This is a genomic window from Saccharopolyspora antimicrobica, assembly GCF_003635025.1.
Lineage (GTDB): Bacteria > Actinomycetota > Actinomycetes > Mycobacteriales > Pseudonocardiaceae > Saccharopolyspora > Saccharopolyspora antimicrobica.
Genome location: NZ_RBXX01000002.1, coordinates 4,419,807 through 4,442,181, shown reverse-complemented (window position 1 = coordinate 4,442,181; position 22,375 = coordinate 4,419,807). Strand labels below are relative to the sequence as shown.

Here is a 22,375-nt window from a genome sequence, read left to right as displayed (position 1 = left end):
GTGGCGGGGCGCGAACTCAGCCTCTCACCCACCGCCGCGACCTACCTCTGCACCGAGTTCGACCTGCAGCTGCACCCGCTGCTGCGGGTCGGCTGGTTGCCGGTGGAGGCCACCGACGACGATCGTCGCGCGGCGGCCGAACGCGGGCGGCAGCAGCTGGCTCAGCAGGGCCTGCTCGACGGCGGTGATCTCCACCCGTTCCTGGAGGACGCCATCCAGCTGCTGGCCCGGCCGCCGTTGGCGGTCGGTGTCGCGGTCAACTCCCGGGAGGGCGAGAGCTTCAACGCGGTGCTGGTGGAGCACGGTCGCAGCACGATCCAGGCCTACCAGGCCGATGGCGACGCGCAGAACGCTCTGCGGGACATCCGCATCAAGCGCCACGAGCACGGCGGTCCGGCGGGCAACGCGGTGAACCTGCTCGGCCGGGTCACCGCAGGCGAGGGCGTTTCGGTCTCGGTGCCCTACGAGCAGCTGGACCGGGCGGGCAAGCGAATGAGCAGCGGCGAGGGAACCTTCGGTTCCGCGTTGTCCGCCAACGGGATTCGCGGCAACGACGCGAAAACCCTCGTGCAGGCCTTCTCCGCGAAGCGAACCCTGGAAGGGCTGTTCACCGTCCGCGCCTACGACCAGAAGGTGCGCCGGATGCACACGTTGCCGTTCAACGTCCAGTTCTTCGCCACCGAAGCGGGCTGCTTCCTGGCCCAGCGCAAACCGGGCCGCGACGGCCGCGAGTGGTACACGCTCGCCCCCGCCGACAGCCGGAAGCTCATCTCCTCCATCGAAGAGATGATCAAGGTCCTGACCAGGCCGGCCGCGAGGATCTGACGCACTTCCAGGAACAGCAGAAGGGCCGGCCTCCGGTGGAGGTCGGCCCTTCTGGCGTGCGTGCGGCTGTTGTCAGTGGTCCCAGATCGGGGCGTTGACGCAGTAGTTCACCTGGGGCGAGCCGATCGGTGCGACCAGGGCGAGCACGCCGATGTTGTTGCCGCACAGCTGGATCGGCAGCACGCTGACGTTGTTGTCGTTCAGCAGGTTGATCCCGTCGTTGTCGTAGCTGTCGGCGAAGGCCGGGGAACCGATCGCCAGCAGGGCAGCCGTTGCAGCCGCAGCACCGAGAAGCCGAGTCGAAGTACGCACCTGAAGACCCCAATCCTCCGATTTGGTGGTTCCGCCGGTCCGCTGGTCCCACGTCGGGGTGGGCACCTCCCGGACCGGCGTCATCCACCCTGGCAGCCGATCTCCACCGAGGCCTGCCGTGTCCCTCCAAAGTGGATCGCAGACCACCCGGTGGCGATCCACACAACGCGGAGTAATCGGATAATTCGGATCAACGAACCGAATTCACCCCTCGGACGGGTGAGCGAATCAGGGGCCGACCGGGAGCACGTTGGGCACGATCATCGGCCGGCGGCGGTACTTCTCCGCCACCCAGCGGCCGACCACCCGGCGCACCGCCTGCGCGATCCGGTGGGTGTCGGTGATGCCCTCCGCCTCGGTGCGGGCGAGCTCCATCTCCACCAGCGGCACCACGTCGTCCAGCGCCTTCGGGTCGTCGGAGAAGCCGCGGCCGGAGATCGTCGGCGACGACACCGCGCGGCCCGTCGCGGCCTCCACCGCGACCGTGATCGCGATGAACCCGCCCTCGCCCAGCACCAGGCGGTCGGACAGCGTCGACTCGCCCACGTCTCCGACGGACAGACCGTCGACGTAGACGTGCCCGACCTCCACCCGTCCGGCGATGCTGGCGATCCCGTCGAGCAGGTCGACCACGACGCCGTCCTCGGCGATCACCACGCGGTCCGCGGGCACGCCGGTCAGCCGGGCGAGCTCGGCGTTCGCCCGCAGGTGGCGCCACTCGCCGTGCACCGGCATCACGTTGCTCGGCCGCACCGCGTTGTAGAGGTACAGCAGCTCACCGGCCGAGGCGTGCCCGGACACGTGCACCTTCGCGTGCCCCTGGTGCACCACCTGCGCGCCCAACCGCACCAGGCCGTTGACCACGCCGAACACCGCGGTCTCGTTGCCCGGGATCAGCGAGCTGGCCAGCACCACCGTGTCGCCGGCGCGGATGCTGATCTGCTTGTGCTCGCCGCGCGCCATCCGGGACAGCGCGGACAGCGGCTCGCCCTGCGAACCGGTCGAGACGAACGCGACCTCGTGCTCGGGCATCTCCAGCGCATCGGAGAGGTCGACCAGCAGCCCCTCCGGCACGTTCAGCATGCCCAGGTCCGCCGCGATGCCCATGTTGCGCACCATCGAGCGCCCGACGAAGCAGACCTTGCGGCCGTGCGCCTCGGCGACGTCCAGCACCTGCTGCACGCGGTGCACGTGGCTGGCGAAGCAGGCCACGATCACCCGCTGGGTCGCCTTGCCGATCACCCGGTCCAGCACCGGCCCGATCTCGCGCTCCGGGGTGACGAACCCGGGCACCTCGGCGTTGGTGGAGTCGACCAGGAACAGGTCCACGCCCTCGTCGCCGAGCCGGGAGAACCCGGCCAGGTCGGTCAGCCTGCCGTCCAGCGGCAGCTGGTCCAGCTTGATGTCACCGGTGTGCAGGGCCACTCCGGCCGGCGTGCGGATGGCCACCGCCAGCGCGTCCGGGATGGAGTGGTTGACCGCGAAGAACTCCAGGTCGAAGGCGCCGTGCTGGCTGCGCTGCCCCTCGGTGACCTCGACCAGCACCGGGCTCAGCCGGTGCTCGCGGCACTTCGCCGCCAGCAGCGCGAGGGTGAACTTCGAACCCACCACCGGCAGGTCCGGGCGCAGCCGCAGCAGGAACGGCACCGCACCGATGTGATCCTCGTGGCCGTGCGTGAGCACCAGCGCGTCGATGTCCTCGAGCCGGTTCTCGATCGCCCCGAAGTCCGGCAGGATCAGGTCCACGCCGGGCGCGTCGTCCTCGGGGAACAGCACGCCGCAGTCGACGATCAGCAGCCGGCCGCCGTACTCGAAGACGGTCATGTTGCGGCCGACCTCGCCGATGCCGCCGAGCGCAACGACTCGCAGCCCACCCTCGGCCAACGGGGATGGTGGGGCCGAAGAAATCGGCGTCACCGGGTGGTACTCGGTGGCTGTCGCCTTTGCGCTCAACGCTGGTTCACCTCTGTGCGGCGTCCGGATTGACCAATACCAGGCCAGCATCCCACAGGTCGCTGGTGATCAATCGCACCTGCTCCTCGGTAGCGGCCGGCAGCGGCAGCCGCGGCTGCCCCGTCTCGTAGCCGCACAGCCGCAACGCGGTCTTCGAGAAGATGACGCCGCCGACGAAGTTCATCGACCGGTACACCGGCAGCAGTCCGTTGTGGATCTCCCGGGCGCCGTTGATGTCACCGGCCTCGTAGGCGTCGAGCATCGAGCGCAGCCGGTCGCCCACGACGTGCCCGATCACGCTGACGAAACCGACCGCGCCGACCGACAGCCACGGCAGGTTCAGCGGGTCCTCGCCGGAGTAGTACGCGAGGTCGGTGGAGGCCAGCACCTCGCTGCCCGCCAGCAGGTCGTGCTTGGAGTCCTTGACCGCCTTGATCCGCGGGTGCTCGGCGAGCCGCTTGAGGGTGTCGACCTGGATCGGCACGACCGAGCGCGGCGGGATGTCGTAGAGCATCACCGGCAGCTCGGTGGCGTCGGCGACCGTCCAGAAGTGCTGGAACAGGCCCTCCTGCGGCGGTCGCGAGTAGTACGGCGTGACCACCAGCAGGCCGTGCGCACCGGCGTGCTCCGCGGCGCGGGCCAGCTCGACGGAGTGCTCGGTGTTGTTGGTGCCGGCACCCGCCACGACGGTCGCGCGGTCCCCCACCGCCTCGACCACGGCGCGCAGCAGCTGCTGCTTCTCGTGGTCGCTGGTCGTGGGGCTCTCGCCGGTGGTGCCGTTGACGACCAACCCGTCGTTGCCGACGCTGTCCACCAGGTACGTCGCCAGTTCCTGGGCGAGTTTGAGGTCGAGCTTCCCGTCCTCGTCGAACGGCGTGACCATCGCGGTCAGGACGCGGCCGAACGGGCGGCCCGGAATCGCAGTGGGGCAGGCGGTCATGGCCCTGACGCTACCTGGTGACTTCCCTGTTCAGAGCCCCCGGACCGGGGTCACCGAACATTCCGGAAACCCCGAGTCCCGCACCCGTTCCCAGCCGTGCATCTTTCGGCCGAGCAGGCCCGTTGCTGCGGAGTTTCCGGCACTCGGGTCAGAACGAGCGGCGCAGATCCTCGACTGCGAGCACATCCGCCTCGTTGCCGTCGAACGTGACCTTCGCAGCACGTCGGCTGAACGCGTGCAGGAGCAGCTCACTCGGCTCACCGCTGATGCGGACCGTGCGCGGACCGCTCTTGGCCGCGATCTCGGTGCCGTCCGGGCGGCGCAGCACCACGCCCACCGGGCTGCGCCCGTAGAACACGCGCGCCACCCGGCCCAGCGACTTCCACAGCGCGTCCTCGCGGACCGGGTCCGCCGGCCGCGGCTGCCAGTCCGGCTGGGCGCGCCGGACGTCCTCGTGGTGCACGTAGAACTCGGCGGCGTTGACGGCCTCGTCCACGCCCGCCAGGCCCATCGGGTTCCACTTCGGCGGCCCCTGCCGCACCCGGTCGACCAGCTCGGGCCACGGCAGCGCGCGCAGCTCCTCCTCGATCCGCCCGCTGCGCTCGGCCAGCGACTTCAGCAGCTTTCCGGCCAGCGCGTCCGGACGGCGCTCGCGCACCACCAGGTGCACGGCGAGGTCCCGCGTCGTCCACCCCTCGCACAGCGTCGGCGCGTCCGGGCCGAGCTGCTCGAGGAGATCGCACAACTGCTGACGTTCATCGCTGGCCACACCCATGTGCCCACCTTAGTGCCTGCCGCCGCGGGCTTTCGATCATCCGGTGACGGAGGTCTGCAGCTTGTCGCCGTTGGCGCTGTACACCGCGCAGTAGACGGACTGGTCGGCCGGGCTCGGGCCGCTGCTGCTGGAGGTGCTGCTGTCCGCCAGGTCCGTCCAGGTCTGCTCGGACGGGATCAGCGCGACGAAGCGCAGCGCGTTCTGCTTGCCCGGCGCGAGGATCTTGTCCGAGTCGAAGTAGATCGAGCAGTAGCCCTCGCCGTAGCGGGCCAGCGCTTCCGCACCCGGGTAGGGCAGCTCGTCGTCGCTGGAGCTGAACGGGGTGGACTTCGTGACCAGCTCGAAGTCGTGCGGCTCCGAGCACGACACGCCCTCGGTGAGCTGGGCCCGGGTCGCGATCCTGCCGACGCCGCACTTCTCGTCGTCGAGGCTGATCATCTCGATGTCGCCGCCCTTGCCGTAGGTCAGCGTCGGCTCCATCGCGATCGGGTCGCTGTTGCCGACCAGCGCGAACCGCCCCACCAGCAGCCCGGCCACGAACAGCACCAGTGCGGTGATGCCGCTGGCGATCAGCCACGGCCGCAGCCGGCCCTTCGGCTGCGGCACCGACGCGATGCGGGTTCCCGGCCTCGTGCTCTCGGGCGCGCCGTTGGCGGGCACGCTGTCCAGCAGCGCCCGGACCTGGGGGCCGGTGAACCGCGCGCGCGGATCGTTGATCAGCAGGCCGGTGATCACCGAGCCGACGACGCCGTGCGGGCGGGAGAGCTGCGGCGGCTCGTTCAGCACCGCGTTCAAGGTGGCCGCCGTGGTCTGGCGCTCGAAGGGCATCCAGCCCTCGACGGCGAAGAACAGCGTCGCGCCCAAGGACCACAGGTCGCTGGCCGGACTCGCGTCCGCGCCCTGCAGCCGCTCCGGCGCCATGAACGACGGCGAGCCGATGATCGCGCCGCTGGTGGTCAGCCGCGGGTCGTCGAGGGTCTGGGCGATGCCGAAGTCGGCGAGCTTGACGCGGCCGTCGGCGACCATGATGTTGCTGGGCTTGACGTCGCGGTGCACGATGCCCGCCGCGTGCGCGCTCTCCAGCGCGGAGACCACCTGGCGGGCCAGGTCGGCGGCTTGCTCCGGGCGCAACGGCCCGTGCTGGGCGACGTACTGGTTGAGCGTGACCGCCTGCACCAGCTCCATCACGATGTAGGTGGTGCCCGCCTCGGCGAGCACGTCGTGCACCGTGACCACCGCGGGGTCGTTGAGCCGGCCGGCCGTGCGCGCCTCGCGCAACACGCGCTCCTCGTAGACCTGCCGCTCGGCCGGGGGCACCCCGTCGGGCAGGTGCAGTTCCTTGATCGCGACCTCGCGGCCGATCACCTGGTCCCAGGCCCGCCAGACGATGCCCATGCCGCCGCGGCCGAGCTCCTGGATGACCTGGTACCGACCGCCGATCAGCCTGGTCTGCGCACCCGACCCGACCTGCTCCACCACGGCGATGCCCTCCACCCGTACTCACGTGCGACCACGAAGCGCAATGACCTGCACCTCGGCGTTCATCCAATCAGATGAACGACGTGCTCACTTGGACTGCGCCGAATCGTAAAAAGTTCCCATCGAACCCGAGACCCGGCTTCACGACGTCCACGCGCTCGAGCAGCGGTTCTTCCTCGCCGGGCCCACCGGCGCGGAGCTCAGCCCTCGGACACGAGCGGGCTGGAGGCGACCTCGGTGCCATCCCGCAGCGCGGTGATCTCGAAGTCGCTGAACACGTTCGGCGCAGCCTTCTGCAGCTGCCGCAGGCACTCGACGGCCAGCGCGCGGATCTCGACGTCGGCGTGCTCGGAGGCGCGCATCGCGACGAAGTGCCGCCAGGCGCGGTAGTTGCCGGTGACCACGATGCGCGTCTCGATGGCGTTCGGCAGCACCGCGCGGGCGGCCTGCCGGGCCTGCTTGCGCCGCAGCGTCGCCTTCGGCTCGTCGGCGAACTTCTCCTCCAGCGCCGCCAGCAGCTCGGTGTAGGCGGCCACACCGGCCTCGGTCGCCCGGACGAACTTCTCGTGCAGCTCCGGGTCGTTCGCGATGACCTCGGGCTCGACCACCGCGGCGTCGTGCTCCGGCACGTAGCGCTGCGAGAGCTGCGAGTAGGAGAAGTGGCGGTGGCGGATCAGCTCGTGGGTCAGCGAGCGGGAGAGACCGGAGAGGTAGAACGACACCGAGCCGTGCTCCAGCACCGACAGGTGGCCGACCTCCAGGATGTGCCGCAGGTAGCCGGCGTTGGTGGCGGTGGCCGGGTTCGGCTTGCCCCAGGACTGGTAGCAGGCCCGGCCGGCGAACTCGGCCAGCGCCTGCCCGCCGTCGGCGTCGGTCGACCAGGCCACGTCCTCCGGCGGGAAGAACTCGGTCTTGCCGACGAGCTGGACCTTCGGCCGCACGATCTCGGTCACTGCGGGCGGACCCCTTCCTTGCTCCGCTCGGCGGTCGACGACCGCCGCAACGACGACTCCGGGTGCCGCCCGAGCCTAGTCGCCGCAGCTCGGTGACACCGGATGACACCATCGAGTCATTGCAAGACGCCATGAACGATGTCACCATGGCGTCATGGATCTGAACCCCTACATCGACCAGCTTCGCTCGGACCTCGGCTCCGCCGCTTCCGCCGGGGACGACCAGACCCGGCAGACCGCGGCGGTGCTGTCCGGCGCGATCGAGCCCGCCGCCCGGCTGGCCATCATGAACGCCCTCTCCGACCTCGCAGCGGAGGTGACGACCCAGCTGGACGGCCCGGTCGTCGACATCCGGCTGGACGGACGCGACGTCCGGGTGGTGGTCAGCGGCACCAGCCAGGCACCGTCCGCCGACGACGAAACGGAGGAACCACCACCACCGCCACCGCCCAGCGGTGAGAGCGGTGACATCAGCCGCATCACGCTCCGGCTGCTCGAAGAGATCAAGTCACAGGCCGAGCAGGCCGCCGCGACCCAAGGCGTGTCCTTGAACACCTGGGTCGCCCAGGCGGTGCAGGGCGCGCTGCACACCGGACGACCGCGCGGGCCGTGGGACAACCCGCGGCGCGGGCGCGGCGGCAGGCAGTGGGGCCCGCCCGGTGGCGGTCCGCGCGGCCACTGGCGCGGCGAGCCCGGCTCGCGCATCCGCGGCTGGGTAGAAGGCTGAGGGGCGGTGCGAACGATGACGAACAACGACATCCCCTCGCCCGACCCGGACGAGCCGCGCGGTGACGAGAACGGCTCGTCCGCCGAGGAGAAGCTCGCCGAGCTGGTGCGGAGCCAGGACTTCGACACCGCCGGGCCGATCAGCATCGACATCGGCAACAGCCTCGGCCCGGTCACCGTCGAGCTGGCGGACACGGCGGTCACCCACGTCGAGGTCCGGCACGATCCGGCGGCGTCCGGACCGGACTGGCGCAGTGGGCTGAGCGGATTGCTGAGCTGGGTCACCGAGCAGTTCGGCGACGCCGGCATCCGCACCGGCGGCGAGTTCCGCGGGTCGCAGGAGCCGGTCGCCGAAGCGGTTCGCCAGACCCGGATCGACCTGACCGGCAGCCGGCTCGCCATCCGGACCCCGGCGACCTCGCCGCTGCGGAACGTCCCGCTCGCGGTGAAGGTGCGCGCCCCGCTGGACTCGGAGGTCGGGGTGCACACCAGCTCCGGCGAGGTCCGCGTCGCCGGGCCCGCCGGGCGGGTCAACATCCAGTCCGGTTCGGGCACCACGTCGGTCGAGCAGGCAGCCGACCGGGCCACCGTGCGGTCCGGCTCGGGTCAGCTCCGCCTCGGCACGATGACCGGCGGGGTGCACGCCCGCAGCGGCAGCGGCGACATCGAGATCAGTTCGCTCGGTGCGGCGTCGTCGGTGGCCACCGGCAGCGGGAACGTCTGGTTCGGCACGGTGTCGGCCGACGTGCTGGCGCGCTCGGGCAGCGGTGACCTGACCGTCGCGGACGCGACCGAGGGTCAGGTCGAGCTGATCACCGGCTCCGGCGAGCTGCAGGTCTCGATCCACCGCGGCACCGCCGCGGAGGTGGACCTCACCTCGTCGACCGGCAGCGCGAGCAGCGATCTGGTGGTGTCCGAGGAAGCGCCGGAAGAGGAACCGAAGCTGCGGGTCTTCGGCCGGACCGGGACAGGTGATGCCGTGCTGACGACCGCGACCTGACGGAATCGCAACGCTCGACCGCGGCGGCGCGCGGTGGTCACCGCGCGGTGCCGGTGGATCGGATGTGCAGCACGATCCACCGGCCCCGCACCTCGGCCGGTCACATGTCGGCGGCTTCGAACGGTGGCAGCATCGCCTGTGCTTCCACTCCGCGGGCCCACAGTCCGATCGCGAACGCCGCAGTCGCTTCCAGGAGCGGGGCGCGTTCCAGTCCGCCGCCGTCGGCGGGCTCGCAGCCGATGTCGGTGACCAGCGAGCGCACGATCTCGACCGCGCCCGCATCGTCGCCGCACAGCGGGACGAGCAGCGGTCGGCCGTCGAACGCGGGTGGCGTCAAGCGCCAGATCGACTCGTGGCAGAGGTTGAACGCCTTCACCACCTTCGCACCGACCGCCTGTTCGGAGATCTGCTCCGCCATCGAGGAACCGGCCGGGAGGTCGAGGACGAACCGGCCGGGGACGACGGCATTGCTGCAGTCGACCACCACCTTGTCGCAGAACGAACCGGACTCGGCACCCGCTGCGGACAGCACCTCCCGGACCGCTCCGGACAGGACCGCGATCAGGACGACCGACCCGAATTCGACGGCCTCGGCGACCGTTCCAGCGCGCACCGACCGTCCGAGGCGCTGGGCGAGCGCCTCGGCCTTCGCGGGTTGTCGACCGCTGACCATCAGCTCATGGCCCGAGGAGGCCCACTGCGCGCCGAGCGCGGCGGCCATGTTGCCAGTGCCCAGAATTCCGATCCGCATTGCAGTTGCTCGCTCTCATCCGGCGTGTCCGTTCGACGCCGCCGAACCTAAGCGGCGCAACAGGTACCACTCGGTTGCTTTCGAGCGGGCGAGGATGACACCACGACGGGCGAGGAGGGACCGATGACCGAGCTGTTCCCCGGGCAGGGCGGGTTCATCGCCGACTGCCGCGCGCGGTTGGCGTTCGACCTGCTGTCGAACACCTGGAACCCGGTGGTCGTCTGGGTCCTGCGCAACGGCCCGCTGCGCCCGGTCGAGCTCCAGCGGCGGATAGGTGGCATCCGCACGAAGGTGCTCGCCGAGACGCTGCGCCGCCTCCAGCAGAACGGCTTGGTCAGCAGGAACTCGTACCGGGAAGCACCGCCACGGGTCGAATACCACCTGACCGAGCTCGGCGAGAGCCTGCTCGAACCGATCGAGGCGCTCGGCGCGTGGGCGGCCCGGTACGGCGACGAGGTCGTCGCGGCGCAGGAACGCGCCGAACGGCCTCGGGTCGGCTGATGCCCCGGCCGGAGTTCAGCGGGTGACCGCGCGAAGGGGCTTCGCGAGATCTCCCCGGTCGCCGATGACGACGTCGTCGAGGCCCAGCCAGGACGCCATGTCGCGCAGTGCGGCCGCCAGTTCCGGGACGACCTCGCCCAGGTCGGAGCCCGGTTCGGCGAACGCGCCGGGCACCCGCAGCACGCCTGCGGCGCGGTCCGCCTTCAGGTCGACGCGGGCCACCAGTTCACCGTTGAGGAGGAAGGGGAAGACGTAGTAGCCGTACTTGCGCTTGGGTTCGGGAACGTAGATCTCGATGCGGTAGTGGAAGTCGAACAACCGCTCCGCGCGCGAGCGCTCCCAGATCAGCGGGTCGAACGGGCACAGCAGCGCGCGGCCGGTCACCTTGCGCGGAATCCGCGCCGCGGAGTGCCGGTAGGCGGGCTGCCGCCAGCCGTTCACCGAGACGGGTTCGAGCACGCCGTCCTCGACCAGCTGGGCCACCGCCTGCTGGGACTGGGACGGGGAAAGCCGGTAGTAGTCCCGGAGATCGGGTTCGGTGGCCACGCCGAGCGCGTGCGCGGACCGCTCCACCAGCGCCCGGATCGCCTCGTCGTCCTCGGGTTCGTGGCCGAGGACGTGAGCGGGCAGCACGCGCTCGGGCAGGTCGTAGAGGCGTTCGAAGCCGCGTCGGGTTCCGGTGGTCAGCTCGCCCATCGCGAAAAGCAGCTCGCAGACGCGCTTGGTGTCGGTGCGGTTCCACCAGGGGCCGCGGCCTTGGCGCTCACCGCCACCGAGCTCGCGCTCCAGCGCGCCCGCGCCGATCGGGCCGAGGTCCTTGACCGCGGCCAGCACGTCGTCGACGAGCTCCGGCGAGCGTTCGAGGAGCTCCCGGCTGCGCCGCCGCCACGCACCGCCGTACTCCCGCATCCGCCAGCGCAGCAGCGCCCAGTCCTCGATGGGGATGAGCGAGGCTTCGTGCGCCCAGTACTCGACCAGCAGCCGGGGTTGCCGCGCCCGGTGCGACCAGGCAGCGGTGTCGACCAGCTCGGGAGCGTAGGCGCCCAGCCGGCTGAACAGCGGCATGTAGTGGGCGCGGACGGCGACGTTGACGGAGTCGAGCTGCAGCAGCTTGGTCCGGGACAACGTTCGCAGGAGATGCCGCCGGGTCACGTCGCCGCGCGGCGGCTGGTCGGCGAATCCCTGGGCGGCCAAAGCAACTCGGCGAGCGGTGTCGCGGCTCATGGTCTGCACCCGCCCGATGGTGCCAGCGAGGACCGACAGCCCGACGGCGGGTCGCACCACGCAGTGCCAGAACGCGCACGCTGCGTTGAGCGCGAAGCAACTCCCGCACGCTCAACGAGCCTGCTCCCGTCACCGCCCGTTCACCGGCCTTATCCCGCAGCGCAGACGTGCTCCACCATCTGGTAGCTGAGCCGCCACGCACAGCGACCGCGGCAACCTCTAGATTGACCGCATGGCTGATGCCGAGGTGCGGGAAGCAGTGCCGTCCGATGCCGCGGAGATCGCGCGGATCCAGTTGACCACTTGGCGGACCGCGTACACCGAGCTGCTGCCCGCCGAGGTGCTGAACGGCTTGGACAGCGCCGCCGCCGAGCAGGAGTGGCAGCAGGCGTTGACCGAGGGGCCGGCCACCGTGCTGGTGGCGACCGAGGGTTCCTGGGTCGTGGGGTTCTGCGCCGCCGGCCCGGCGCCGGAGCCGGAGGTCGCGGCGGCCAACGGCTCGATGCCGCCCGACGCGAGCACCGTGGTCCTGGTCAGCGCACTTCTGGTCGAGCCGCGCTGGGGGCGGCGCGGGCACGGCGGCCGGTTGCTGGGCGCGATGGCGCAGCGGTTGGCCGCGACCGGTGCCACCCGGGGCATCACGTGGGTTCCGGAGGCCGACACCGCGTCGATGGCCTTCTTCGGCAGCGCGGGATGGGCCCCGGACGGTACGGTACGGACGCTGGACGCCGGTGGGCGTCCGCTGCGTGAGCTGCGGTTGTCCGGTTCGCTGGAACTCCAGTTCAAGACTTCGTGAACGCGCTCTTCCGCTCGACTGAACCTTTCACCCCGATTGGTGGCCGAAGCCGCGATGACCGACGCACCGCATCCCGGAAGGCGCAGGCACCGCAGGCGCACAACCTGCAGCTCGCACGCGGAATTCGTTCGAAGCGGGTTCGCTGAGCGGAACGTGCTCGAATTGCTAGCCTTCCGTCAGCTGGTCTGAACGCGCTGGGGGCGAACGTGCTGACCGTCATCGGATTGCTGTCCACCGCCTTCGGGGTGTCGGTGGCGTCCGCGCTGCTCCCGTTGATCAGCGTCGAGCTGTTCGCGATCGGCCTGGTGCTCAACGGTCCGGAGATCCCGTGGTGGCTGCTGGCGGTGGTGATCGCCACCGGCCAGATCGGCGGGAAGCTGCTGCACTTCTACGCGGCGCGCGGGGTGATCCGGCTGCCGAAGTTCTTCCGCCGCAAGAACACGGGCGAGAAGAGCGGGCGGTGGCGCGAGTGGCTGGAGCGGTTCCGCGCGAACTGCCAGCAGCGTCCGGTGTGGACGGGCGCGGTCCTGCTGGTCAGCGCCACGGCGAGCCTGCCGCCGTTCGCCGCGGTGGCGGTGATCGCCGGCTGGGCGAAGGTGCCGCTGTCCACGTTCGTGATCACCGGTTTCATCGGGCGTTTCGTCCGGTTCGGTGCCCTGGCCATCGCGCCGGGCGTGATCGTCGCCTGGTTGTGACGCCGCCCGGCGCGCGCCGGTGTCACCGGGCCCAGCGGCGCCCGAGGTCGAGCCGGTCCGGGCCGGACCGTGCCCGCGACGGGATGCGCCGGGCCCGGTGCTCGGAGTCAGATCAGCCCCAGCCTCTTCGGCACGCCGCTGAGGGAGTCGATCAGCCCGAAGACCGGCACGCCCAGCGGCGCGAAGGTCCACTTGTTGTTCAGCTCGCTGGTGTCCGGTTCGTCGACGACGGCGACGCCGTCCTGGCGGGGCGCCTCGGCGATCGCGGCCGGTGCGGCGCCGAGCAGCGCGGCACCGGTGAGCACAGCGGCGGTGAGTGCGCGGCAGGTGTTCTGCTTGGTCATGGTGGTTCCTCCGCTCACGGGTTCAGGACGTCGAAGACCGGTGCCAGCAGCTGGGTGGGCAGCTGCACCGACGGTTCGAGCAGCGGGCCCAGGTCGACGCCGGGGACCACCCAGATCGGTTCGGCGGTCGCGACGCCGCCGGTGAGCAAGCAGGCGGTGATCGCGGTGGCGGCGACCGCGGCGAGCCTGCGGATGGTTGCGGACATGGTTCCTCCTTCTGTCTGGCCGGTTCCTGCTGGTCCGGCCGGGTTCGGTCAGCCGGTGCCGAGCGGGCCGGAGATGGCGACGATGGTTCCCTTCGGGATCCACTGGCCCGCCGCGGCGCTGCCGTGCTGGTGGGTGGGCATCTGCATGACGTCGACCTGTGCGGACGCGTAGACCGAGACCGCGCCGGTGACGTGCTCGCCGCGGGCCGCGAGCCAGCGGCGGAATCCGGCGAGCGAGGGCGGTTCGCCGCCGAAGCGCGCGGCGAGGGTCATGCCGTAGGCCAGCGAGCGCTGGTCGCGCGGGTCGAACCGGAGCGGTATCGAGACGCCGGGGACCTTGTTCACCACCGGGCCGTGCAGCAGCCAGGGAGCCAGCTGCACGCCGTAGAGGTAGCTCGTGCCGCGGTTGGCGTCATCGAGCGCTTCGGCCGCGCGGGACCAGCCGGACACCACGAGCAGTGCGCCCTCCCGGTCCTCGCGGAGCGGAATGCCGCGCTGCTGGGCCGCAGCGGTCACCAGCTCGGTCGCGGCACGTCCGCGGGGCGAGTCGTCGCCGACCACGTTGATCGCCGGGACCGGGACTTCGGCGAGGTATCCGACCAGCTTCCCCAGCGCTTCACCGTCCTCTTCGGACAGTTCGGCGGACGGGCAGCGGTCGAGGACGTCCGGTGATCCGGCGGCGAATCCGCCCAAGGCGTCGCTGGCGCATTCAGCACCGTCCGGGCCCACTCCACCGGGCAGTGCGGGCAGGTCTCCCGTGTCGAGATCCACCGACGCCTCTTCAGCGCCCCGCCGCACGAGCAGTTCGCTGCGGCCGGCAGGCAGGTCGATCTCCGCCCAGGTCCCGGAACTCCCCGGGCGGGGCACCGCGCGGGCGAGTCCGGCAGCGGTCTCCACCACCACTTCCAGCCCGGCGCTCTCCGGGAAGTGCACCAGGTTCCGCCCCGGCCGGTGCGGGCTGACGAGTACCGATGTTCCAGCAGCGGTCACCACCCGGGGAACTCCGGGCACGGGCAGGTCGGCCGGTGGCGGAAGTCCCGGCAGCGCCGTCCACGCGACGACCGCGACCAGCACGCCCGCCGCGCCGAACCGGTAGCGCTGCCGCACATCGCGGAGCACGACGGTCAGCACCAGGACCGCCAGGGCGGCGACGGTCAGCACGAGCATCGCCAGGCCGTGCGCGCTCTCCACCAGGCGCCGGTCGAGGAAACCGGACGCCAGCAGCTGCGCCGTCCCCGCTCCCGCCAGCGCGATCGCGGCGGTCAACGCCACCGGCCCGGGACGCAGTCCGCTGCCGGATCGCCACTCCCCCGCGGCGATGCCGAACCAGACCACCGCGACGGCGGCGAAGACCGTGTCGAGGAAGAACTCGAACGAAGCGTGCTCCAGCGCGGCCTCGGCGATGAGCAGCAGGGCCAGCGCGAATCCCAGGTAAGTGGCCGCCGTCCGCCAGCGCAGCGAGACCGGCACCGCGAGAGCGAGCAGCGCGTGCGCGACGGCGAAACCGATGTCGATGTCGAGCACCACGGCGGAGCTAGCGCTGGCCGCGGCTGCGAGCGCCGCTGCGGCCCAGGCCAGCCGGGGCCGCACCGCGACCGCCGGGCGCAGCAGGCCGATGCCCGCCACCAGTGCGGTGCTGGTCAGCAGCACCATTCGCAGCACCAGTCCCAGCAGGTCCACTTCGGACGCTGCGAGGTGGGAATGCATGTGCTCCACCGCTTTCTCGTGTTCCGGGTTCAGGGATCCGCGCCGGTGGCGCCGTGCGTGCGGAGACGGCGCCACCGACGCGGTTCAGCGGGCCCGCCGCGCGACCGGCAGCGCCGCGCGGCGGGTTCGCGATCAGCCCTTGAGGTCCTCGTCGGCGACCACGAACAGCTCCGAGTGCGGTTTGGCGTTGCCGAACTGGCCGTGCGGCCAGGTCTTCCGGTTGAAGTTCACGCCCACCTCGCCGGTGACCTCGTCGCGGAAGTTCTCGTCGACCGAGACCTTCCCGTCCGGGCCCAGGTGCACCAGGTTGACCTTGTGGTCACCGTCCAGACCGGACCGGGCGACGAAGTAGTTCGACACCGCGAGCCGCTGCGGCTGCTGGGTCTCGCGGTAGTAGCCGTCGTCGTCGAGCACGAAGTTGTCGTAGGCGCCCCAGTGCGGTCCCGCGCCGGGCCGGCCGGGGTTGATCGGCGTCGCCCCCGCCAGGGTCGGGCAGTCCGCCTCGGCGCCGCCGTGCTCGGCTTCCTGCTTGGTGTCGATCGAGCACCGGTAGTCGGTGCCCGCCGCGACCAGCTTCGAGATGTCCAGCACGTAGACGCCGCCGGTGGTTCCGGGGTCGTCGGCGCCGAAGGTGCCGGGCTGGCGGCCCTGGATCGCGCGGTACAGGAAGCGGTCGTCCGGGCTGGTCTGGATCCAGCCGCCGTTGGAGCTCCCGCCGTTGCGGTCGTTGGCCGCGTCGAAGCCGGGTGCCGCGGTGCCGTCGTCGAACACCTGCCGCCACTGCGGTTCGGCGGCGGTGATGTCCGGCGTGTAGAACACCGCACCGCCCTGCATGGTCTGCGCGAAAGCGCCCTTGTGACCGGGCAGGTTGGTCACGGTCGTCTCCATGACCGCGCGGCTCTCCTGGTGCAGCGGGTCGTTCGGGTCGGCGCGCGGGCCGTCGGGCAGGTAGGACACCGCCTTGAGCTTCGGGTGGTTGCGGTCGGAGATGTCCCAGGTCCGCACGGTCGGCCGCCGCAGGTACGGCGACGGCGCCTTCACCGGGTCCAGGATGATGTTGCGCGGCTCCACGTAGTCCGCGGTGACCAGCGTGTTCAGGTCTTCGCGGGCCTGGATGCCGTGCGGGTTGGCGCAGGTCGGTTGGCCGAGCCGCGGCAGGTTGGCGCACAGCTTCTCGTTGTCGCCGCCCGGTGTCGCGGCCGGCGACTGCGAGAGCACCTTGGCGTTCTCGTCGAACCGGACCACTTCGCCGGGGCTGCCGGCGAAGCCGTTGCCGATGTGCACCGAACCGTCGTCGTAGCGGTACGGGCCGGGCGCGACTGGCCCGCCCATGTACGTCGCGTAGGCGGTGCCGTCCTTGAGCACCCAGTACGCGTCGGGCACCGAACCGCCGAGCGTCTGCGACGGCAGGCTGATGCCCTTCAGCTTCACCGACGGCAGTGCGGTGACGTCGAAGGCGTAGGTCGCCGCGCCGAAGAGCGCACCGGCGTAGATCGTGTCGCCCTTGTGCCACACGTACTGCATGTGGTGCGGCTCGTTCTCCACCAGCGGCCCGACGGTGATGGTGTTGACGACCTCGCCGTACCCGGGAGATCCCGGGGTGGCGTCGATGACGGCGAGGAAGTCCGGGCCGGGCAGCGAATCCGCGACGTCGCCGATGCCGCCGGTGAGCGATCCGGGCAGATCGCGGACCTTCGGCACGACGGTGTCGGCGATGTTCTCGTCACCGGCCCACACCAGCAGCCATTCCTTGCGCTTGCCGTCGGACCGGGACTTCTCCAGCGCGCTCGGCACCAGGTGGTTGGTGACCGTGTAGTCCTTGCCGTCGGCGCCCTTGATCGAGTGGGTGGACACTTCGACGTCGGCGTAGGCGTCCTCCACCGGGAGCGTGACCGCGCCGATGGCCAGCAGTGCGGCGCCCAACCCGGTGGACAGTCTTCGGTATCTGGTCTTCATCGATGCTCCGAGAATCGGTGTGTGGCCCTGATTCGGGCGTGCCGGAACAGCCGTGCGGCCGGAAGAGCGCCGCACGACGGGGAATCGGGCGAATAGCTGCCGAGCTCTCGACGCGCGGGCGAGAGCGCTTCGTTCTCCTCGTCCTGCCGTGGACCGGTAACGCATTGCCCGGCTGCGCGACCGCGGTGGCGAATTCGAATTGCCGCGCAGTGGTGGCGGGGACTTAACGCACGCGACAGAGCGCGCTGGCCTGCTGCACGAGATCGACGTGCAGGCGAGCGACGAGAGTGCCGAACCTCGACATGGCAGGAATGATCGGCACACCGGAACCGGCTGTCAACGATCAACCACTGGTTGAGATCGGACCTGTCCGTCGGCGACGAATGCACCGCACTCGACGGCTTTCACCCGGAAAGAGGTCGTGGATTTAACACCGGATCGGTATTTCGCCGCCGCAGAACGAAAAAGCGCTCGTGAGCGCCGAATGTGCTTCCGCGCTCACGAGCGTTGTTCAGCTGAGGTGTTCTCGGAGCGCTGCGGCTCCGGATTGGGCCAACCAGTCGGTGAAGGTGCGCAGTCCAGGGTGGATCACGCGCAGCGCTTCGACGTCGGCGTGCCAGCGGCTGCCGGATTCCCAGCTCTCCTTCGCCTCGACGATTCCCGGCCCGACCGCGGCGGCTTCCTCGTCGGTGAGCTGTTCGTACCGGACCGGGATGCCGGTGGCGGTGCTGATCGCGGCGGCGGCTTCGACCGGGGTCGGTTCGTCACCGGCCAGTTCCAGCGTGCGCCCGGCGAACCGGGCCGGGTCGGCGAACGCGAGCGCGCCGAACTCGGCGATGTCCTCCAGCGCGATGATCTGCATCGGCTGGTGCGGCGGGAACAGGTGCCGGTGCACGCCGCCGGAGATGCCGTCGATGCCGGTGCCCGGTGGGTTGATGTAGTTGGTCATGAACCGGACCGGCCGCAGCACGGTGGCCGTCGCGACTCGCTCTTGCAGGTACCGCTCGATGCGCGCTTTCGCCACCGCGCCGGGGAGGTCGGTCGAGGCGGTGGCGAGCGTGCTGAGCACGACCTGCTCGACGCCCGCCGCGACCACCGCGTCGATCAGCGTCCGGACGCGGGTCTCTTCGAGGTCGGTCTTGCCCAGGGCCGCCTCGATGGGCGGGATGGCGAAGACGGCGGCGACACCGTCGAGCGCGGGCGGCAGGCTCGCCGGGTCGTCGAAGTCGCCGACCGCGAGCTGGGCACCGGCGGCGGCCAGCGCCGCGGCGGCCGGGGCGGTCGCGTCGCGGACCAGGGCTCGCACCGGCCGGCCGTCGGCCAGCAGGCGGCGCGCGGTGGCGTTGCCCTGCTTGCCGGTGGCGCCGGTGACGAGGATCGGTGAGGTGTTCAAGATGTCCGCTCCGGAAGTGGTGGATACTGGCACGATCCGGAATGGTCGACCCGTTTCCACCCGGCGGACAAGGATTGCGTGACATGCCAGCAGTTCCCGGCACCGAACGTGCCGATGCCCGGCGCAACCGGGAGGTCGTGCTGCGCGCGGCGATGCGGGCTTTCACCGAGGGCGGACTGGAGGTGTCGCTCGGCCAGGTGGCGCGGCGCGCCGGGGTCGGGGCCGGAACGGTCTACCGGCACTTCCCCAGCAAGGACGTGCTGGTCGAAGCGGTGCTCGCCGAGCACGTCGCGGAGCTGGTGGCGGCGGCGGAGCAGTGGGCCGACCGCGCCGCGCCCGGTGACGCGCTGTTCGGCTTCCTGCTCGATGCGATCGGGAAATCGGCTGAGCGCCAGCACTTCTGCGATGCGTTCACTGCCGACCGGAGCTGGCCGCGCGCCGTGTTCACCGCGGCGACGCAGCGGTTCAGCGAGGCGCTGGATCGCTTGCTGCGCAACGCGAAGCAGGCTGGGGCGGTACGCGAAGAGGTCCGGGCCGATGATCTGGCCGCAATCATCATCGGTGGTGCCGCGCTGCGCTCAGCACACCCGAACCGGGCGCGGAGCACACGGCTGGTGCGGCTGATGCTGGACGGGCTGCGGACCGTCACGGAAGATGGACGGTTTCGTGACACATCCGCGGGGCAGCGTCACGGAACCGAGGAGTGCTGCGTGGAGTGCGGCGCCCGGCTGCGCAGCCGATCCACCGGGCGGCCGGCGCGCTACTGCGGTGCGACCTGCCGGCAGCGCGCCCGCCGTCGGCGTGCCTCCGGCTGATCAGCTCGGCCGGTCCTGGCGCTCCATCTCGATCGCGCGGCGCATCGCCTTGCGGCCCCGGTTGCGGTCACCGGCCAGGTCGTAGGCCTGCGCCAGGGCGAACCAGCGCCGCCAGTCCTCCGGCTCGGCTTCGAGCTCGGCCTGCTTCTCGTCGAACCACGCGTCCGCGGCTTCCCGCTCGACGCGACCGGACGGCCGCAGCGGCAGGTGCGAGACGTCCGGCAGCGCGCCCTCTTCGTGCAGCCGCCGCGCCAGCCGCTCGGTGCTCGCGCCGAAGCGAAGCTGGTCGGCCACGAGCACCGCGCCGAGCACCGGCAGCACGAAGATCGCCAGACCCAGCGCGATGAACACCGGCTCCCCGCTGACGATCATCGTGATGGCGCGCTGGCCCATGATCACGAGGTAGACCAGCAGTGCGGCCGCCACCACGAACGCGGATGTCCGCGGGGTCAGGAACCGGCGCTGCTTCGACTCGGACAAGTCAGATCCCCAGCAGCGCGTCGAGCCCGACGGTCAGGCCGGGCCGGTTGCCGACCTCGCGGACCGACAGCAGCACGCCCGGCATGAACGAGCGGCGGTCGAAGGAGTCGTGCCGGATCGTCAGCGTCTCGCCCTCGGTGCCGAACAGCACCTCCTGGCTCGCCACCAGACCGGTCATCCGCACCGAGTGCACGCGCACGCCGTCGACGTCCGCGCCACGAGCGCCGTCGAGCTCCTTGGTCGTGGCGTCCGGGGCCTCGCCGAGCCCGGCTTCGGCCCGTGCCTGGGCGATCACCTGCGCGGTGCGGGCGGCGGTGCCGGACGGGGCGTCGGCCTTCTTCGGGTGGTGCAGCTCGACGATCTCGACGGATTCGAAGAACTTCGCGGCCAGCTCGGCGAACCGCATGGACAGCACCGCGCCGATGGCGAAGTTCGGCGCGACCAGCACGCCGACCTCGGGGCGCTCGGCCAGCCAGGACCGGATCTGCTCCAGCTCCGCGGCACCGAGACCGCTGGTGCCCACGACGACGTGGATGCCGTGCTCGACGCAGAACCGGACGTTGTCCAGCACGGCGTCGGGGTGGGTGAGGTCGACGGCGACCTGCGCACCTGCCGAAACCAGGCCGGACAGGTCGTCCTCGCGGTTGATGGCGGCGACCAGCTCGGTGTCGGAGGCCTCGCCGACGGCGCGCACCGCCTCGGATCCCATCCGCCCGCGGGCGCCCAGCACACCGACCTTGATGCTCACGTGACGACTACCTCTCCACCCGATGCCGAGACGCCCCCGAGTCTATGCACCGTTCCCGCCCTCGATCGGACACACCCCGGAGGGCTCCACCACAGTTCCCACCAGTCCGGGCCGACCGGGCCCGGGCTCCAACGGCCACCACCCGGATCCCGTGGAGATCCCGATCCCACCGCCACGCCCGACACACCGGTGGTGCGTCGGAACCCACGCAAATTCAATGGAAATCAGACGTCCGATTTCCATTGAAATCGCGCAGTCCTCGGCGCGCCGGGTGACGACGCACCGATCCACGCAACTTCCATTGAAATTGGAGACCTGATTTCAATGGAAATCGAAGACCTGATTTCCATTGAAATCTCGTCGGCCCGGCCGAGGAACGCCCGCGGGGGTCAGATGCCGTCCGGGAGCTCTTCGAGGGAGTCGTAGGGGCCGACGACCGCTGTGGTGAGGGGGCGGCGGAGCAGTTCCGCCGCGAGCTCGGCCACGTCCTCGGCGGTGACCGCGTCGATGCGCTCCAACGTCTGCTCGACGGTGAAGTGACGGCCGTAGTTCAGCTCGGTCTTGCCGATGCGGCTCATCCGGGACGCGCTGTCCTCCAGGCCGAGCACCAGGCCTCCGCGCAGCTGACCGCGGCCGCGCTCCACCTCCTCCTCGGTCAGGCCGTCCGCGGCGACGCCCGCGAGCACGCCGCGGATCACCGTCGCGACCTCGCCGAGCCGGTCGGGCGTGCAGCCCGCGTACACCGAGAAGGTTCCGGCATCGGAGTACGCGGTGGTCGAGGAGTAGACCGAGTAGGCCAGCCCGCGCCGCTCGCGGACCTCCTGGAACAGCCGCGAGCTCATGCCACCGCCGAGCGCGGCGTTGAGCACCCCGAGCGCGAACCGGCGCTCGTCGTAGCGGTCGAAGCTGCGGCAGCCCAGCAGCAGGTGGGCCTGCTCGGTGTCGTCCGGCTGCAGCACCAGGCGCTTCTGCTGCGGCAGCCGGGCGCGGCCGGTGCGCGGCGGGGCGGGCAGCTCGTCGCCGGTCAGGCGGTCGCCGATGGCCTTGCGGATCAGGCGCAGCACCCGGCCGTGCTCGACGTTGCCCGCCGCGGCCACCACCATCTTCGGCATGGAGTAGCGGCTGCGGTAGAAGCCGTGCACCCGCGCCCGCGTCATCGCGGTGATCGAGTCCTCGGTGCCCAGGACCGACCTGCCCAGCGGGTGGTCGCCCAGCACCGCCGAGTTGAACAGCTCGTGCAGCAGGTCCTCGGCGTCGTCATCGCGCATCGCGATCTCCTCGAGCACCACGCTGCGCTCGACGTCCACGTCGGACTTCGCGTTCACCGCGTCGAAGACCACGTCGCACAGCATGTCCACGGCCATCGGCAGGTCGCGGTCCAGCACGTGCGCGTAGTAGCAGGTGTACTCCTTGGCGGTGAAGGCGTTGAGCTCGCCGCCGACGCCGTCGATCTCCTGCGCGATGTCCACCGCGGTGCGCTTCGCGGTGCCCTTGAACAGCAGGTGTTCGAGGTAGTGCGCGGCTCCGGCCTGCGGTTTGCCCTCGTCGCGCGAGCCCACCCCGACCCAGATCCCGACCGACGCAGAGCGGACGCCGGACACCGGTTCGGTCACCACCCGCAGCCCGCCGGGGAGCACGGTGCGCCGGACTGCGGCGTCCCCGCTGCGCCCGAGCACCCGGGTGGTCCCGGGACGTTGCAGGTGGCCACCGACGTTCTTCTTCTGCTGCTTCATGTCCCCACGGAAAAGGTCGGGCGGGCTGTGCACACATGACGATACGGCCCGCCCCGGACGTAC

Annotated in this window: 23 protein-coding genes; 7 read left to right on the top strand and 16 right to left on the bottom strand. The window is 71.0% G+C overall.

Features of this window, described 5'->3' with window-relative positions:
* Positions 1-825, top strand: coding sequence for an ESX secretion-associated protein EspG (locus tag ATL45_RS21625; RefSeq protein WP_093146508.1), 825 nt, complete (start codon positions 1-3; stop codon positions 823-825).
* A gap of 72 nt (positions 826-897) precedes the next feature.
* Here ATL45_RS21625 and ATL45_RS21620 read toward each other — a convergent pair whose 3' ends face one another.
* From ATL45_RS21620 to thyX, 6 genes are all read right to left on the bottom strand, one after another.
* A complete protein-coding gene (locus ATL45_RS21620) occupies positions 898-1,137 on the bottom strand; it encodes a hypothetical protein (protein WP_170210303.1) in 240 nt (79 codons plus the stop codon).
* Positions 1,138-1,365: 228 nt separating this feature from the next.
* A complete protein-coding gene (locus tag ATL45_RS21615; protein WP_093146509.1) occupies positions 1,366-3,090 on the bottom strand; it encodes a ribonuclease J in 1,725 nt (574 codons plus the stop codon).
* 7 nt (positions 3,091-3,097) lie between these two features.
* Positions 3,098-4,030 carry a 4-hydroxy-tetrahydrodipicolinate synthase gene (gene dapA, locus ATL45_RS21610; protein ID WP_093146510.1) on the bottom strand — a complete coding sequence of 311 codons (933 nt, stop codon included), beginning with the start codon at positions 4,028-4,030 and terminating at the stop codon, positions 3,098-3,100.
* Between the two features lie 148 nt (positions 4,031-4,178).
* Positions 4,179-4,805 carry a TIGR03085 family metal-binding protein gene (locus ATL45_RS21605; protein ID WP_093146511.1) on the bottom strand — a complete coding sequence of 209 codons (627 nt, stop codon included), beginning with the start codon at positions 4,803-4,805 and terminating at the stop codon, positions 4,179-4,181.
* Between the two features lie 36 nt (positions 4,806-4,841).
* Positions 4,842-6,299 carry a serine/threonine-protein kinase gene (locus tag ATL45_RS21600; protein ID WP_246025470.1) on the bottom strand — a complete coding sequence of 486 codons (1,458 nt, stop codon included), beginning with the start codon at positions 6,297-6,299 and terminating at the stop codon, positions 4,842-4,844.
* A 185-nt stretch (positions 6,300-6,484) separates the two neighbouring features.
* Positions 6,485-7,237, bottom strand: a complete 753-nt coding sequence (gene thyX, locus ATL45_RS21595; RefSeq protein WP_093146512.1) for an FAD-dependent thymidylate synthase — start codon at positions 7,235-7,237, stop codon at positions 6,485-6,487.
* Positions 7,238-7,391: 154 nt separating this feature from the next.
* On the opposite strand from thyX, the gene ATL45_RS21590 reads away from it, so the two are divergent.
* Together ATL45_RS21590 and ATL45_RS21585 are read left to right on the top strand one after the other, a co-directional pair.
* On the top strand, positions 7,392-7,964 hold the full coding sequence (locus tag ATL45_RS21590; protein ID WP_093146513.1) for a toxin-antitoxin system HicB family antitoxin: 573 nt from the start codon (positions 7,392-7,394) through the stop codon (positions 7,962-7,964).
* Between the two features lie 15 nt (positions 7,965-7,979).
* Entirely contained in the window at positions 7,980-8,963 is a 984-nt protein-coding gene (locus ATL45_RS21585) for a DUF4097 family beta strand repeat-containing protein (RefSeq protein WP_093146514.1), read from the top strand.
* A 100-nt stretch (positions 8,964-9,063) separates the two neighbouring features.
* Here the strand turns inward: ATL45_RS21585 and ATL45_RS21580 are convergent, their stop codons facing one another.
* The gene (locus ATL45_RS21580) at positions 9,064-9,714 is read right to left on the bottom strand and encodes an NADPH-dependent F420 reductase (RefSeq protein WP_093146515.1); all 651 of its coding nucleotides are present in this window, start codon (positions 9,712-9,714) and stop codon (positions 9,064-9,066) included.
* Between the two features lie 123 nt (positions 9,715-9,837).
* On the opposite strand from ATL45_RS21580, the gene ATL45_RS21575 reads away from it, so the two are divergent.
* Positions 9,838-10,215, top strand: coding sequence for a winged helix-turn-helix transcriptional regulator (locus ATL45_RS21575; RefSeq protein ID WP_093146516.1), 378 nt, complete (start codon positions 9,838-9,840; stop codon positions 10,213-10,215).
* A 15-nt stretch (positions 10,216-10,230) separates the two neighbouring features.
* On the opposite strand, the gene ATL45_RS21570 is transcribed toward ATL45_RS21575, so the two are convergent.
* On the bottom strand, positions 10,231-11,448 hold the full coding sequence (locus tag ATL45_RS21570; protein ID WP_093147504.1) for a winged helix-turn-helix domain-containing protein: 1,218 nt from the start codon (positions 11,446-11,448) through the stop codon (positions 10,231-10,233).
* Between the two features lie 223 nt (positions 11,449-11,671).
* Between ATL45_RS21570 and ATL45_RS21565 the strand changes: the two genes are divergently transcribed.
* Positions 11,672-12,235, top strand: a complete 564-nt coding sequence (locus tag ATL45_RS21565; protein WP_093146517.1) for a GNAT family N-acetyltransferase — start codon at positions 11,672-11,674, stop codon at positions 12,233-12,235.
* A 206-nt stretch (positions 12,236-12,441) separates the two neighbouring features.
* Positions 12,442-12,930, top strand: a complete 489-nt coding sequence (locus ATL45_RS21560) for a VTT domain-containing protein (protein ID WP_093146518.1) — start codon at positions 12,442-12,444, stop codon at positions 12,928-12,930.
* A gap of 107 nt (positions 12,931-13,037) precedes the next feature.
* On the opposite strand, the gene ATL45_RS21555 is transcribed toward ATL45_RS21560, so the two are convergent.
* The 5 genes from ATL45_RS21555 to ATL45_RS21535 all read right to left on the bottom strand — a co-directional run bounded on the left by ATL45_RS21555 (position 13,038) and on the right by ATL45_RS21535 (position 18,536).
* Positions 13,038-13,274, bottom strand: coding sequence for a hypothetical protein (locus ATL45_RS21555; RefSeq protein ID WP_093146519.1), 237 nt, complete (start codon positions 13,272-13,274; stop codon positions 13,038-13,040).
* A 14-nt stretch (positions 13,275-13,288) separates the two neighbouring features.
* Positions 13,289-13,480, bottom strand: a complete 192-nt coding sequence (locus ATL45_RS21550) for a hypothetical protein (RefSeq protein WP_093146520.1) — start codon at positions 13,478-13,480, stop codon at positions 13,289-13,291.
* 48 nt (positions 13,481-13,528) lie between these two features.
* Positions 13,529-15,187, bottom strand: coding sequence for a hypothetical protein (locus ATL45_RS21545; protein WP_093147507.1), 1,659 nt, complete (start codon positions 15,185-15,187; stop codon positions 13,529-13,531).
* 132 nt (positions 15,188-15,319) lie between these two features.
* Positions 15,320-17,143 carry a selenium-binding family protein gene (locus ATL45_RS21540; protein WP_246025469.1) on the bottom strand — a complete coding sequence of 608 codons (1,824 nt, stop codon included), beginning with the start codon at positions 17,141-17,143 and terminating at the stop codon, positions 15,320-15,322.
* 511 nt (positions 17,144-17,654) lie between these two features.
* Positions 17,655-18,536, bottom strand: a complete 882-nt coding sequence (locus ATL45_RS21535; RefSeq protein WP_093146522.1) for an NmrA family NAD(P)-binding protein — start codon at positions 18,534-18,536, stop codon at positions 17,655-17,657.
* A 137-nt stretch (positions 18,537-18,673) separates the two neighbouring features.
* Between ATL45_RS21535 and ATL45_RS21530 the strand changes: the two genes are divergently transcribed.
* Positions 18,674-19,351, top strand: coding sequence for a TetR/AcrR family transcriptional regulator (locus ATL45_RS21530; protein ID WP_211841258.1), 678 nt, complete (start codon positions 18,674-18,676; stop codon positions 19,349-19,351).
* On the opposite strand, the gene ATL45_RS21525 is transcribed toward ATL45_RS21530, so the two are convergent.
* From ATL45_RS21525 to ATL45_RS21515, 3 genes are all read right to left on the bottom strand, one after another.
* A complete protein-coding gene (locus ATL45_RS21525) occupies positions 19,352-19,744 on the bottom strand; it encodes a hypothetical protein (protein WP_439332499.1) in 393 nt (130 codons plus the stop codon).
* Between the two features lie 88 nt (positions 19,745-19,832).
* Complete coding sequence (dapB, locus tag ATL45_RS21520; protein ID WP_211841257.1) at positions 19,833-20,579, bottom strand: 4-hydroxy-tetrahydrodipicolinate reductase; 747 nt, start codon at positions 20,577-20,579, stop codon at positions 19,833-19,835.
* 389 nt (positions 20,580-20,968) lie between these two features.
* Positions 20,969-22,312: a M16 family metallopeptidase gene (locus tag ATL45_RS21515; protein ID WP_093146526.1), complete on the bottom strand. Its 1,344-nt coding sequence runs from the start codon at positions 22,310-22,312 to the stop codon at positions 20,969-20,971.
* Positions 22,313-22,375: the final 63 nt, after the last annotated feature.